The sequence below is a fragment of the Sulfitobacter mediterraneus genome (genome assembly GCF_016801775.1).
Classification (GTDB): Bacteria; Pseudomonadota; Alphaproteobacteria; order Rhodobacterales; family Rhodobacteraceae; genus Sulfitobacter; species Sulfitobacter mediterraneus_A.
The window spans coordinates 2,206,384-2,219,011 of the sequence record NZ_CP069004.1 but is presented as its reverse complement, the minus strand read 5'-3'; the positions used below and the strand labels follow the sequence as shown (position 1 = coordinate 2,219,011).

The window sequence follows — 12,628 nt, the reverse complement described above, 5'->3', positions numbered from 1 at the left end:
GGCCCAAATTTATGCCCGAATTTTCCCTAAAAATCGTGAACGAAAAGGGTTTGCACGCCCGCGCCTCGGCCAAACTTGTTGAAGTGGTTGAGGCATTTGACGCCCGCGCTGATGTCAGCAAGGATGGCATGACCGCCTGCGGCGACAGCATCATGGGATTGTTGATGTTGGCCGCGTCGCGGGGCAGCACGATTGACATTCAAACCACCGGACCGGATGCAGATGCCCTTGCTGAGGCGCTGAAGGCGTTGGTGGCGGACAAGTTCGGCGAAGGTTTCTGAGCATTTCAGGCGACCGGAAGAGGGTGACATGTCTTGGTGAAAGATCTGCAAACATCAGACGCGGCTGAAACAGGCACGCCTGAAGCGGGCGAAGTGTCATTTGTCACCTATGACCGCCGCAGTCTTTCTTATGCCTCGACTTTTGATGATCCGGTCAAATCGCGGATCATCAGCATTATCGAGCTGTTTACCGGCAAGCTGAAGATCTTGCGCATGATCAAGCAGTTTGAAAAGCGCGGCACCCCGTCAGGGCAACCGTTCTGGCGGGCCGCTCTTGATACGATGGGCATTGATTTGTTGACCCCTCAGGCGCAACTGGATCGCATTCCCAAGACCGGCCCCGTGATTGTGGTGGCCAACCATCCGCACGGTATGGTGGACGGGATGATCTTTGCCGATCTGATTGGCCGTGTGCGCCCCGACTACCGTATTCTGACGCGGTCGTTGCTGACTTCAATTGATGAGGTCGCGGGCAGCTACATGATCCCGGTGCCGTTTCCCCATGATCCTGATGCGCAGCGCAAAGGCGTTGAGATGCGGGCCAAGGCGATGGCGCATTTGAAAGAGGGCGGTGTCGTGGCCCTGTTCCCATCGGGTGTGGTCGCCTCATCAGAAACATGGTGGGGGCCAGCGGTGGAAGCGGAGTGGAATGTCTTTACCGCCAAGATGATCCGCAGGTCGGGCGCCACGGTGGTTCCGATGAAATTCCCCGGACAGAACAGCCGTGCCTATCAGATCGCAAACAAGGTCAGTCCGATGTTGCGGCAGGGTCTTTTGTTGCATGAGATTGTGCACAGTTGTGACAAACCCCAAGCGCCTATTGTCGGCCATCCTATCCCGCAAGAAGAAATCGACGCCCGCGCAGATGATCCGCGCGGATTCATGGCTTGGCTGCGCGAGCAGACCCTTGGTTTGACGGACTGACTACAGCGTTCAGGCTAACTGTTGTGCCGGACACATATTGGACGGTTGAGTTTGTCTGACAGGTCGGATTGAGGGGCCAGCCCCTCAAGCTCCCCGGAGTATTTAGAGCCAAAAAGGGGCAAAGGCCGTCTGCCCTATCTGGTGGGTACGGGCACGTCGCCTCGGTAGTCGTAGAAGCCGCGGCTGGTTTTGCGGCCCAGCCATCCGGCCTCAACATATTTGGTGAGCAGGGGGCAGGGGCGGTATTTCGTGTCGGCCAGACCGTCGTGCAGCACATTCATAATCGCAAGACAGGTGTCGAGGCCGATGAAATCTGCCAGTTCAAGCGGGCCCATGGGATGGTTGGCGCCCAGTTTCATCGAGCTGTCGATCGATTGCACCGATCCGACCCCTTCGTACAGGGTGTAAACCGCCTCGTTGATCATTGGCATCAGGATGCGGTTCACAATAAAGGCCGGGAAGTCTTCGGCGGAAGCGGCGGTTTTACCAAGCCGGTCCACCACGGCCCTGCAGGCGTCATAGGTTTCGGTGTCCGTGGCGATGCCGCGGATCAGTTCGACCAATTGCATCACCGGGACCGGATTCATGAAGTGGAAGCCCATGAATTTTTCCGGGCGGTCGGTGCGGCTGGCCAGGCGGGTGATGGAAATCGAGGAGGTGTTCGAGGTCAGAATTGTCTCTGGCTTCAGATGCGGCAGCAGATCTTCGAAAATGGCTTGCTTGACAGTCTCGCGTTCGGTGGCGGCCTCAATAATCAGATCGCTTTGCCCCAGATCGGTGAGCGTTTGTGTTGTTTTGATCCGGGCCATGGCGGCATTGGCATCGGCCTCCGACACTTTGCCCCGGCCCACCTGTCGACCAAGATTGCCTTCGATGATTTCCATGGCATTTTTGAGCGCCTCCGCGCTCACATCGGTGACAAGCACGTCATAGCCGGCCAGAGCCATCACATGCGCGATGCCGTTGCCCATCTGGCCTGCGCCGACGATGCCGATTGATTGGATGTCCATGGAATGTCCTTTTCTGCCTGCCCCTACAATAGGGCGCGGTGGGGGGCAGTCGCAAGGGCAGGGTTTGTCCAAAAAGCGTGGCAAATTCACCCGTTAAGCGAATCGCAGGAATAGCAGCTGCATGTTGTGTCTGGGTGAATGAAACAAGGTGGGTGTGATGACCATTGATGCATTAGGGCTGGGGGCCCTTGATTATCTTCCGTGCCGCTATGGCAATTCGAAGTTGCTGTTTCGGGGACCGAAACGAAGTTTGGACGAGCCCTATATCGCGTTTATCGGTGGGACGGAAACCTATGGAAAATTCCTCGCCAAACCGTTTCCTGTTTTGGTGGAAGAGGAGCTTGGCAAAACTGCCGCGAATTTTGGTGTGCCAAATGCCGGGATCGATGTTTTTGTGAATGATCCGTTCATTTTGGGCGCTGCAGCGCAGGCGGATGTTGCGGTGATACAGGTGCTGGGCGCGCAGAATATGACCAATCGGTTCTATGCTGTGCATCCAAGGCGCAATGATCGGTTTGTCTCTGCCTCATCGCTTTTGGCGACGATATACCGCGAGGTGGATTTTGCCGATTTCCACTTTACCAAACATATGTTGAGCAAGCTGCTTGAGGTGTCGCCAGATCGTTTTGCGACGGTCTTGCAAGAGTTGCAGCAAGCCTGGCTTGCGCGGATGCGGTTGATGTTGAGCCAGGTCAGAGGCAAATCCGTTCTGCTTTGGTTTTCGGAGCAAAAGCCAAGGGATGCCGGGCGTGGCCCGCCGCACTCCATTGGGAATGATCCGCTTTTCATCACGCGCCAGATGATGGACGAGATTGCCGGTCATGCCACACATGTGGTTGAGGTTGTTGCCTCCCCCCGTGCGCGGGTGATGGGAACCGAAGGGATGATATTTGCCGAGATGGAGGCCATGGCCGCCGAAGAAATGTTGGGCCAACAGGCGCATATCGAGGCCGCGGACGCAGTGGTGTCAGCCCTGCACAGGATCCTTTGACGCAAAACGGCCCGCCGGTGAGGGCGGGCCGTTTGTCGGTTGCTCAGAGGAGAACCTCTGACAATCAGAGTTTTTCGATCAATTCGGGCACGGCCTCGAACAGGTCGGCAACCAGACCAAAATCAGCAACCTGGAAAATCGGTGCTTCTTCGTCTTTGTTGATTGCGACGATGATTTTGCTGTCTTTCATACCGGCAAGGTGCTGGATCGCACCGGAGATGCCAACAGCAACATAAAGATCAGGTGCAACAACTTTGCCGGTCTGGCCAACCTGCCAGTCGTTCGGGGCATAGCCGCTGTCAACCGCCGCACGGGATGCGCCAACGGCGGCACCCAGCTTGTCAGCCAGTTTTTCGATCAGGGCAAAGTCATCTTCGGAGCCGACACCGCGACCGCCGGAAACCACAACGCCAGCCGACGTCAGCTCTGGACGATCGGATTCGGCGACCTTGTCTTCGACCCATTCAGACAGGCCGGGGTTTGCCGCCGCACCAATTGTTTCAACAGATGCAGAGCCGCCTTCGCCAGCCGCGTCAAATGTCGCGGTCCGGAAGGTGATGACCTTTTTGGCATCAGTGGATTTGACGGTCTGGATTGCGTTGCCCGCATAGATCGGACGCTCGAAGGTGTCTGCGTCCACAACGCCGGAGGCGTCAGAGATGATCTGCACATCCAAAAGCGCCGCAACACGTGGCATCACGTTCTTGGCGTCTGTGGTAGCTGGCGCGACGATGTGATCGTAATCACCCGCCAGAGACACGATCAATGCTGCTGTGGCTTCCGCAAGACGGTGACCCAGCGAGGCATCTTCCGCAACCAGAACCTTGGCAACACCGTCAATCTTGGCTGCCGCATCGCCCGCCGCGGCGGCAGAGCCACCGGCGGCCAGAACAGTCACATCACCCAATTGCTTGGCAGCGGTCACGGCCTTGGCCGTTGCGTCCATCGCCAGTTCGCCATCGGTTACTTCTGCAAGGAGTAGAACAGCCATTACACAGCCCCCGCTTCTTTGAGTTTCTCGACCAGCTCATCCACGGAGCCCACCTTGATACCGGCGGCACGCTCTTCTGGCTCAACTGTTTTTACGATTTCCAGACGGTTGGACACGTCAACGCCGTAGTCAGCGGCTGTCTTTTCTTCCAGCGGCTTTTTCTTGGCCTTCATGATGTTCGGAAGCGAGGCATAGCGTGGCTCGTTCAGGCGCAGGTCCACGGTGATGACCGTTGGCATGGACACCTTGATGGTCTGAAGACCGCCGTCCACTTCGCGGGTCACAACGGCGCTGTCGCCGTCGATATTGATCTCGGAGGCAAATGCACCCTGCGACCAACCCAGCAGCGCAGAAAGCATCTGGCCGGTGGCGTTCATGTCGTTGTCGATCGCCTGCTTACCTGTCAGAACCAGACCGGGCTGTTCTTCGTCCACGATCGCTTTGAGGATCTTGGCCACGGCCAGCGGTTCGATGTCATTGTGTACATCGTCAGAAGCCACAACCAGAATGGCGCGATCTGCGCCCATGGCCAATGCGGTGCGCAGTGTTTCCTGCGCCTGCTTGACGCCAATGGATACAACAACCACTTCATCCGCCTGACCGGCTTCTTTCAGACGGATCGCCTGTTCGACGGAAATCTCGTCAAACGGGTTCATCGACATTTTTACGTTGGCTAGATCAACACCCGATCCGTCCGCTTTGACGCGCACTTTCACGTTGTAGTCAATCACGCGCTTGACCGGCACGAGTACCTTCATGAGCGTTTTCTCCTTGATTACGACTCACCCAATGGCAAATCCTTGAACTTCCTCTCGGGTGGTTTAGCGAAAGGTTTACAACCGAAACAGGGCAAAATCGGCAATTGCGGCATTAAGTACGCCGCGTTTTTTATGTTAGCGCCTCAGCTTGGCAAAAATTTTCCGAATTGTTTCAAAAATTGGGATGTTTCGAAGTCAGGGTGATTTGGGACCAGCTGTTCGCGGCGTGGCCCTGGTCCTATGTCAGACGGGATGCATTGGCCGGGCTGGATTGCCTGTTTGCTCGGGCATGGTCTGTCCCGGGCTCAGCGGTTGGCGCCCGGCACCCAAAGCACGTCGTCCTTGCCGCCGTTGTTGGCCATACGTGCCGCGACAAAGAACCAATCGCTGAGCCGGTTGAGGTATTTCACTGCAACAGGATTGATGGGTTCTTGCTCTGACAACAAAACAGCCAGCCGTTCGGCGCGGCGCGCCACGGTGCGGCAAACATGCAATTGCGCGGCCAATGTAGTGCCACCGGGCAGAATAAAGCTGCGCAGGGGGTCCAGTTCGGCGTTCATGATATCGATCTCCGCCTCAAGGCGGTCGACCTGTTCTGCCGTCATGCGCAGCGGCGGGTATTCTGCTTCTTTGTCGGCCTCCATATCGGGGCGGCAAAGATCGGCACCCAGATCGAACAAATCATTTTGGATGCGCGACAATGCATCATCGGTTTCGCCGCTGGCCTCAAGCCGGGCCACGCCGACAAAGCAGTTCAGCTCATCGCTGGTGCCATATGCCTCAACCCGTGCGTTATGCTTGGCAACCCGTGCGCCGTTGCCAAGCGCAGTTGCACCTGCATCGCCGGTGCGCGTGTAAATCTTATTGAGAACAACCATCAGCCTGCGTCCTTGCGAAGATAGATATAGCCGAGGATCAGCAGTACCGCGACAAACTGGGCAATGATGCGCAGGCGCATGATCTTGTTGCCGTTACGCTTGTTGAACGCCCCGCCGCCGGCGAAACCGCCAAGCCCGATCAGCAGAACAACGGCAACCGCCAGCACGGCGAGGATCACGATGATAAATAGCGGGTCAGAGGGCATGGCCAATCCTTTCGGGTTCTATGGTGATGTAGCGGGCCACAATCTTTGCGCAAGTTTTTTCAGCCGCCCATGACCTTGTCGAGCAGGCGCGTGGGCAGCAAACGCCGCATGAAACCGGAGAAATAGGTGGGAACTGTGACGTAATAGCGCGGGCGGGGGCGGGGCGCTTCGAGGGCATGGATCAGCTTGTCCACCACGGCTTCGGGGCCAAGCTCAAAGGTGGTCTTTTTCACTGAATCGTAGAGGCGCGGGCGCAGTTGCGTCTCATATTGCGCGGCCCGGGGGGCATTCTTCCAATCAATCCAACGTTCGAATTGAATGATCGAGTTGGCCCGAAAAGCAGAGGTGATTGGCCCCGGTTCAATCAGCACCACGTCAATGCCCGTGTCACGCATTTCCATGCGCAAGGTGTCTGTCAGCCCTTCGAGGGCAAATTTACTGGCGTTGTAGGCGCCGCGCCAGGGCATTGTGATCAGGCCCAAAACCGAAGAGCATTGCACAATCCGGCCATGCCCCTGCGCCCGCATCACGGGCAGAACAGCCCGCGTCAGGCTATGCCAGCCGAAAAAATTGCTCTCAAAAATATCGCGAAGTGCCTCCGTTGGCAGGTCTTCCACCGCGCCGGGGATCGCATAGGCACCATTGTTGAACAGAGCGTCCAAAGTGCCACCAGTGGCCCCGAGCACCTCATCCAGCGCGGTTTTGATGCTGTCCTCGTCCTGATAATCGAGGCGCGGTGCATCAAACCCTTCTCCGCGCAGGCGGTCACAGTCTTCTTGCTTGCGGCAGGCGGCAAACACGCGCCAGCCGCGTTGGCGCAAGGTTTTCGCGGCGGCATAGCCAATGCCACTGGAGCAGCCGGTGATGAGGATAGTGCGTTCAGACATAAAAAGGCCTCCGGAGCGGAGGCCTTTCATGACGTGCGATGCTCAGATTGGCAATATCGTATCAGCTTTCAGACAGCAGGAAGTCGGCCATCCAGCCTTCTTCGCCCGTCAGGACCGAGCGCATCTTGACCCAGCCATTCCCGTTGTCTTCGAGGATCTCGACGGCGTCACCGCGCACCAGTTTGCTGACCACCGAGAAATTCGTGCTTGGCCCGCCACGCACATTGACGCGGTTGCCGGATACGGTGCGGATATCGAGGCCGGCCTCGGAGATCAGCGCTGCAGGGGTGGCGTTGTCCGTCACAGTATCGTCTTGCACGATCAGGCTTGGGATAATGGCAGGCGTGTCCGTAGATGACGTGGTGATTGCGACGTTGGTTGGCACAACCGCCGGATCAACCGTTTGTACAGCCGGGGCCACAACCGCCGCATCGCCCGATTGATCAAGCGCATCTTGCAGGCTGGTCAGGTTCAGGGAAACGCGTGTGACCGTGTCGTCTGCAAAAGGGTCGGTATCCACAATGTCGGTGGATGCAGAGGCAAGGACCACCTGATCGTTGGGGATGGCCGGAGTATCGAATGGAGTTTCGGCTGCTGGCTCAATACGCGCCATGCGGGTCGCAATCGGATCAAAATCCGAGCCGCCGCTCATCTCATAGAACGCCCAGCCCATAAAGCCAAAAGAAACCAACATAAACCGAAACATGACAAGAACCCCGAAAGTGCAGCTGTTTGGAGCTTAACGTCAAACTCCCCCCAAAAGTTCAATACCAAATTTAACGATTCACCGGGAGGGGAAATGATATCGACCTCTCCCCGTGGTAAATGTGTCGCAATTTGCACGTGTGTTTTGCTTTCGCGGCCAATGATGCGCTTGCTGCATCCGCCCCCCTTGGCTACACAACATCTATGTCTGACGTGACCGATCCCCCCAGCATGGACCCGCATAATCTGTCCGAACCCCTGCGCCGCGCGCTGGGTGAACGGTATTTGACCTATGCGCTGAGCACGATCATGCACCGGGCCTTGCCGGATGCGCGGGACGGGCTCAAGCCGGTACACCGCCGGATTCTCTATGCGATGCGGGAATTGCGGCTGGCCTCCAACGGCGGTTTCCGAAAATCGGCCAAAATCTCGGGCGATGTGATGGGCAACTATCACCCCCATGGGGATGCGGCGATCTATGACGCGATGGCGCGTCTGGCGCAGGATTTCAACGTTCGCTATCCGCTGGTCGACGGGCAAGGGAACTTTGGCAATATCGACGGCGATAACCCCGCCGCAAGCCGGTATACCGAAGCCCGAATGACCGCCGTTGCCGAGGCGATGTTGGAAGGGTTGACCGAGAACGCCGTTGATTTTCGGGAGAATTATGACGGCACCCTGACCGAACCCGTGGTCTTGCCCGCCCAATTCCCCAATCTGTTGGCCAATGGTTCCAGCGGCATTGCCGTTGGCATGGCGACGAATATTCCGCCGCACAATATCTCAGAATTGTGTGACGCCTGCATCCATCTGATCAAAATACCCGACGCCCGGGATGATACGCTGTTGAAATACGTGCCGGGGCCGGATTTCCCGACTGGTGGCATCATTGTGGAGCCGCCAGAAAACATCGCGACGGCCTATCGCACCGGCAAGGGTGGTTTCCGGCTGCGCTGCCGCTACGAGGTAGAAGATCTGGGGCGCGGGCAGTGGCAGATCGTTGTCACCGAGATCCCCTATCAGGTGCAAAAGTCGAAACTGATCGAAAAGATCGCCGAGGCGATCCAGACCAAGAAGATCCCGATCCTTGCCGATGTGCGCGACGAATCTGCCGATGACATCCGGATGATCCTTGAGCCGCGGTCCAAGAATGTCGATCCAGAGGTTCTGATGGGCATGATGTACCGCCACTCGGATCTTGAGGTCCGGTTCTCATTGAACATGAATGTGCTGATCGACGGGGTCACACCCAAGGTCTGCTCGATGAAAGAGGTGCTGCGCGCCTTTGTTGACCACCGGCGCGAGGTGTTGCAGCGGCGCTCTGTCCATAGAATGGAGAAGATCGACCACCGTCTTGAGGTGCTCGAAGGCTTTATCGTGGCCTTCCTCAACCTTGACCGGGTTATTGATATTATCCGTTACGACGACGATCCCAAAGCAGCCCTGATGCGGGAGGATTGGGGCAAGACCCACGTCCGCGCGATGAATGAGGCCGACTATGTGTCGCCTGCACCCGGAGAGGGGGAGCTGAGCGAGGTTCAGGCGGATGCGATCCTGAACATGCGTTTGCGGTCCCTGCGCCGCTTGGAAGAGTTGGAATTGCTGCGCGAGCAATCTGCGCTGATGGAAGAACGCGCGGGCCTTGAAGACCTGCTGGAAAGCGAAGACCTGCAATGGACCACGATCACAGATCAGTTGCGGGCCACGAAAAAGCAATTTGGCAAGGACTACGCTGGCGGCGCGCGCCGCACCACATTTGCCGAGGCAGGCGAGATCGAAGAAGTGCCAATCGAGGCGATGATCGACCGTGAGCCGATCACGGTGGTCTGTTCCGAGATGGGCTGGATTCGCGCAATGACCGGTCACATCGACCTGACCCGCGAATTGAAGTTCAAGGATGGCGACGGGCCGCGGTTTATCTTCCATGCGGAAACCACGGATCGTTTGTTGGTCTTTGGCTCAAACGGGAGGTTCTACACTGTCTCTGCCAGCGCCTTGCCGGGCGGGCGCGGCATGGGCGAGCCTTTGCGCCTGATGGTCGATCTGCCCAACGAGGTGCAGATCGTCCGGCTGTTTATCCACCGTCCGGATCGCAAGTTGCTGGTGGCCTCAAGTGCGGGCGACGGTTTCATCGTGCCTGAAAACGATGTTGTGGCGCAGACCCGCAGTGGCAAACAGGTGCTCAACGTGCGCGGCGATGTCACGGCGTTGATTTGCCATGAGGTCGATGGCGATATGGTCGCGACCGTTGGCGAGAACCGCAAAGTGCTGGTCTTTGGGGTGGATGAACTGCCCGAGATGGGTCGCGGCAAAGGGGTGCGGCTGCAAAAGTACAAGGACGGCGGGCTTTCCGATGCCACCACCTTTGACAGTGCGCAGGGGCTCAGCTGGCTTGACCCTGCCGGGCGCACGCGCACTGAAACGGATCTGACCGAATGGTCGGGCAAACGGGCCAGTGCCGGGCGCATGGCGCCGCGCGGTTTTCCTCGTGACAACACGTTCACCTGATCCGGACACGCCAGATGACTGACCGTTCCTCCAATGCTGGCCCTTGGGGGACACCGCCCACCGCGCCCACCACACCGATTGCCGCCAAGGCGCCGGGCTGGATGAAGGTGGAATTTGTCGGCAGCCGCTGGGCGCTGTTCTGGCTGGCGCTCAAGACCGGGTTTCTGACGGTCATCACATTGGGCATCTACCGGTTCTGGATGAAAACCCGCCTGCGCCGCTGGTATTGGTCCGCGATCCGGCCGGGTGGTCATCCGATGGAATATGTGGGCGATCCGATTGAAAAGCTTCTGGGGTTCTTTATCGCAGTGGTGATTCTGACTTTCTACATCGGCATCGTGAATCTGCTGCTGATGTTTGTCAGTTTCTCGGTCTTCAATTCGTCATGGGTCGGGTACCTGGCCAGCTTTGCCGGGGTGATCCCGCTTTGGTTTTATGCCCGGTATCGGGCGCGGCGATATGTTCTGGGCCGCACCCGCTGGCGCGGTGTGCGGTTCGGCCTGGAGAAAGGCGCATGGGGCTATGCATGGCGGGCCTTGGTGCATTGGGCCATCACGATTTGTACCTTGGGCGTCTTGTGGCCGCGCATGACCTTCTGGCTTGAGAAATACCGCACTGACAGATTGTTCTTTGGGTCGGCCCGGCTGACGCAGGGTGGGCATTGGACAATGCTGTATCGTGCGGCGGTGCCTATTGGAGTGTCCTTGGCACTGACGGTTGTCCTGACGGTCTGGATTATTTGGCTTGCACCTGTATTCCCACAAACAACATTCGCCGAGCTTGTAACAGAAGGCTGGGACGGTTTGTTTGACGACGATGCCGAATTGCCGGCTCTTGCCGATCCTGAACGCCTGTGGCTGTTTGTTCTCTGCGCTCTCGGCTTGATGTATGGCGCTGTTCATTACCGGTGGGCGGCCAAACGTATCCTGGCCAATTACAAGACCGCGCCCGGGATCACCTTCCATTCTGATGTTAAGCCGCCGCGCATAGCAATGATTTACGTTTTGGGCGTTTTCCTGTCGTATCTTGTGCTGACGGTTGCGATCCTTGCGGTGATCCTCATAGGCGCGGCGATGCTTGGCTTTGACAGTTTTCTGGCATGGTTCGGATTAGGCGGCATTTCGGCGGTCGGAGATTGGCCGCGCTGGGTGGCGGTGGTGCTGATGGGGATGCTCTATCTGTCTGCGTTTTTGCTTTGGGGCGTGCTCTACAACACCTTTGTGACCTTCCCGATCATGCGGCATATGGCGCTGACCACACGGTTGCCGGATTATCACGGTCTGGATCATATCAGCCAACGCGCCCGCGATGATTTTGCCGAGGCCGAAGGCTTTGCCGAAGCCCTTGATCTGGGGGCCGCGATATGACCGATGTTTTGGCAACCCGTGCGATGGATGCCACCGGAGCCAGCTATTTCGACGGGGATGTGCCGCAGCCGCGGGAGGTGACACTGGCGCTGACACAGGGGCAGAGCCTGCTTGAGATCACGCTGGACGACGGGCAAGTGGTGGAATGGCCTTTGACTGAGGTCCGCGCCTTGCCGGACATTTCGGGCCGTGCGCAATATGTGTTGCGCTGGACGGGCGACCCTTTGGCGCGGCTTGTATCGCCCAATCCGTTTTTGCTGTCCGCCCTGCCGCAGGCCACGCGCCGCGCCCCGCCCAAGGGGCGCGGGCGGTTGATCAAATGGGCTTTTGCTGCCGTGGCTGCCGTGGCTTTGCAAATCTTTGTGCTGGTGCCGTTGCTTGCGGATAACATGGCCAAGTTCATCCCGGTTGACGGGGAAAAGGCGCTGGGCGAGGCGACCTTTGGCCATATCCGAGAGGCGCTTGATGACACCGGGCTCAGCCCGATTGAGGTTTGTGCTTCTGAGGTCGGCACCACGGCATTGAACAAACTGGTTGCCAAGCTCAGCGGCGATCGCGCATTTCGGCAGGACGTGACGATTGCCGTTCTTGATCACGAGATGGTCAATGCCTTCGCCTTGCCGGGCGGCTATGTCGTGCTGTTTCGGGGTTTGATCGAGGCCGCAGATGGCCCTGATGAAGTGGCCGCCGTTGTCGCGCATGAAATTGGCCATGTGAACAGCCGCGACCCGACGCGCCATGCTTTGCGCTCTGCCGGATCTATTGGGGTGCTGGGCCTTTTGTTCGGAGATTTTGCGGGTGGGGCGGCGGTGTTGTTCCTGACGGAACGGTTGATTGCCGCTCAATATTCCCAAGCCGCAGAAACCGCTGCGGATGAATTTGCACATGAGGCGTTGGAGGATGCGGGGATCAGCCCGGCAGCATTGGGGCGGATGTTTGAGAACCTGCAGGGCGAGCATGGAGACCGCAGCGGCGTGGCCGCGCATTTCCTGACCCACCCGGCGATGGGGGATCGCATTCGCGCGGCGCGGGCAGCGGTCGATCCGGATGCGGCCTACGGCCCGTCAATGCCCGATGAGGATTGGGCGGCGCTGCAAAACATCTGCAAATGAGCCGAGCGGC

General features: G+C 58.1%; 13 protein-coding genes. 6 read left to right on the top strand and 7 right to left on the bottom strand.

Going from position 1 to position 12,628, the window contains the following annotated elements:
- Positions 1-11: 11 nt before the first annotated feature.
- Both JNX03_RS10915 and JNX03_RS10910 read left to right on the top strand, forming a co-directional pair.
- Complete coding sequence (locus JNX03_RS10915; RefSeq protein ID WP_203209072.1) at positions 12-281, top strand: HPr family phosphocarrier protein; 270 nt, start codon at positions 12-14, stop codon at positions 279-281.
- A 45-nt stretch (positions 282-326) separates the two neighbouring features.
- Entirely contained in the window at positions 327-1,205 is an 879-nt protein-coding gene (locus JNX03_RS10910) for a lysophospholipid acyltransferase family protein (RefSeq protein ID WP_203212224.1), read from the top strand.
- A gap of 134 nt (positions 1,206-1,339) precedes the next feature.
- Here the strand turns inward: JNX03_RS10910 and JNX03_RS10905 are convergent, their stop codons facing one another.
- Positions 1,340-2,215: a 3-hydroxybutyryl-CoA dehydrogenase gene (locus JNX03_RS10905; RefSeq protein WP_203209071.1), complete on the bottom strand. Its 876-nt coding sequence runs from the start codon at positions 2,213-2,215 to the stop codon at positions 1,340-1,342.
- Between the two features lie 157 nt (positions 2,216-2,372).
- On the opposite strand from JNX03_RS10905, the gene JNX03_RS10900 reads away from it, so the two are divergent.
- Positions 2,373-3,206 (top strand): DUF6473 family protein, encoded by an 834-nt coding sequence (locus tag JNX03_RS10900; RefSeq protein ID WP_203209070.1) that lies wholly within the window; start codon positions 2,373-2,375, stop codon positions 3,204-3,206.
- A 64-nt stretch (positions 3,207-3,270) separates the two neighbouring features.
- Here the strand turns inward: JNX03_RS10900 and JNX03_RS10895 are convergent, their stop codons facing one another.
- From JNX03_RS10895 to JNX03_RS10870, 6 genes are all read right to left on the bottom strand, one after another.
- Positions 3,271-4,197, bottom strand: coding sequence for an electron transfer flavoprotein subunit alpha/FixB family protein (locus JNX03_RS10895; protein WP_203209069.1), 927 nt, complete (start codon positions 4,195-4,197; stop codon positions 3,271-3,273).
- The gene (locus tag JNX03_RS10890; RefSeq protein ID WP_203209068.1) at positions 4,197-4,955 is read right to left on the bottom strand and encodes an electron transfer flavoprotein subunit beta/FixA family protein; all 759 of its coding nucleotides are present in this window, start codon (positions 4,953-4,955) and stop codon (positions 4,197-4,199) included. The genes JNX03_RS10895 and JNX03_RS10890 overlap by 1 nt, the downstream gene beginning before the upstream one ends.
- 305 nt (positions 4,956-5,260) lie before the next feature.
- On the bottom strand, positions 5,261-5,833 hold the full coding sequence (locus tag JNX03_RS10885) for a cob(I)yrinic acid a,c-diamide adenosyltransferase (RefSeq protein WP_203209067.1): 573 nt from the start codon (positions 5,831-5,833) through the stop codon (positions 5,261-5,263).
- A complete protein-coding gene (locus JNX03_RS10880) occupies positions 5,833-6,039 on the bottom strand; it encodes a twin transmembrane helix small protein (protein WP_203209066.1) in 207 nt (68 codons plus the stop codon). Before JNX03_RS10880 ends, JNX03_RS10885 begins: the two co-directional genes overlap by 1 nt.
- Positions 6,040-6,098: 59 nt before the next feature.
- The gene (locus JNX03_RS10875) at positions 6,099-6,926 is read right to left on the bottom strand and encodes an SDR family oxidoreductase (protein ID WP_203209065.1); all 828 of its coding nucleotides are present in this window, start codon (positions 6,924-6,926) and stop codon (positions 6,099-6,101) included.
- 61 nt (positions 6,927-6,987) lie between these two features.
- Positions 6,988-7,632: an SH3 domain-containing protein gene (locus tag JNX03_RS10870; protein WP_203209064.1), complete on the bottom strand. Its 645-nt coding sequence runs from the start codon at positions 7,630-7,632 to the stop codon at positions 6,988-6,990.
- A gap of 203 nt (positions 7,633-7,835) precedes the next feature.
- Here JNX03_RS10870 and JNX03_RS10865 point away from each other — a divergent pair, with 203 nt between their 5' ends.
- From JNX03_RS10865 to JNX03_RS10855, 3 genes are all read left to right on the top strand, one after another.
- Positions 7,836-10,139 carry a DNA topoisomerase IV subunit A gene (locus tag JNX03_RS10865; RefSeq protein WP_203209063.1) on the top strand — a complete coding sequence of 768 codons (2,304 nt, stop codon included), beginning with the start codon at positions 7,836-7,838 and terminating at the stop codon, positions 10,137-10,139.
- A gap of 101 nt (positions 10,140-10,240) precedes the next feature.
- Entirely contained in the window at positions 10,241-11,506 is a 1,266-nt protein-coding gene (locus JNX03_RS10860) for a DUF898 family protein (protein WP_203212223.1), read from the top strand.
- Complete coding sequence (locus JNX03_RS10855; protein ID WP_231024229.1) at positions 11,503-12,618, top strand: M48 family metallopeptidase; 1,116 nt, start codon at positions 11,503-11,505, stop codon at positions 12,616-12,618. Before JNX03_RS10860 ends, JNX03_RS10855 begins: the two co-directional genes overlap by 4 nt.
- Positions 12,619-12,628 lie beyond the last annotated feature (10 nt).

Bases quoted from the DNA above. Each gene is read 5' to 3' on its own strand.
- JNX03_RS10870 (WP_203209064.1), bottom strand. From the start codon at position 7,632: ATGTTTCGGTTTATGTTGGTTTCTTTTGGCTTTATGGGCTGGGCGTTC.
- JNX03_RS10890 (WP_203209068.1), bottom strand. From the start codon at position 4,955: ATGAAGGTACTCGTGCCGGTCAAGCGCGTGATTGACTACAACGTGAAA.
- JNX03_RS10885 (WP_203209067.1), bottom strand. From the start codon at position 5,833: ATGGTTGTTCTCAATAAGATTTACACGCGCACCGGCGATGCAGGTGCA.
- JNX03_RS10895 (WP_203209069.1), bottom strand. From the start codon at position 4,197: ATGGCTGTTCTACTCCTTGCAGAAGTAACCGATGGCGAACTGGCGATG.
- JNX03_RS10865 (WP_203209063.1), top strand. From the start codon at position 7,836: ATGTCTGACGTGACCGATCCCCCCAGCATGGACCCGCATAATCTGTCC.
- JNX03_RS10875 (WP_203209065.1), bottom strand. From the start codon at position 6,926: ATGTCTGAACGCACTATCCTCATCACCGGCTGCTCCAGTGGCATTGGC.
- JNX03_RS10880 (WP_203209066.1), bottom strand. From the start codon at position 6,039: ATGCCCTCTGACCCGCTATTTATCATCGTGATCCTCGCCGTGCTGGCG.
- JNX03_RS10905 (WP_203209071.1), bottom strand. From the start codon at position 2,215: ATGGACATCCAATCAATCGGCATCGTCGGCGCAGGCCAGATGGGCAAC.
- JNX03_RS10900 (WP_203209070.1), top strand. From the start codon at position 2,373: ATGACCATTGATGCATTAGGGCTGGGGGCCCTTGATTATCTTCCGTGC.
- JNX03_RS10860 (WP_203212223.1), top strand. From the start codon at position 10,241: ATGAAGGTGGAATTTGTCGGCAGCCGCTGGGCGCTGTTCTGGCTGGCG.
- JNX03_RS10855 (WP_231024229.1), top strand. From the start codon at position 11,503: ATGACCGATGTTTTGGCAACCCGTGCGATGGATGCCACCGGAGCCAGC.
- JNX03_RS10915 (WP_203209072.1), top strand. From the start codon at position 12: ATGCCCGAATTTTCCCTAAAAATCGTGAACGAAAAGGGTTTGCACGCC.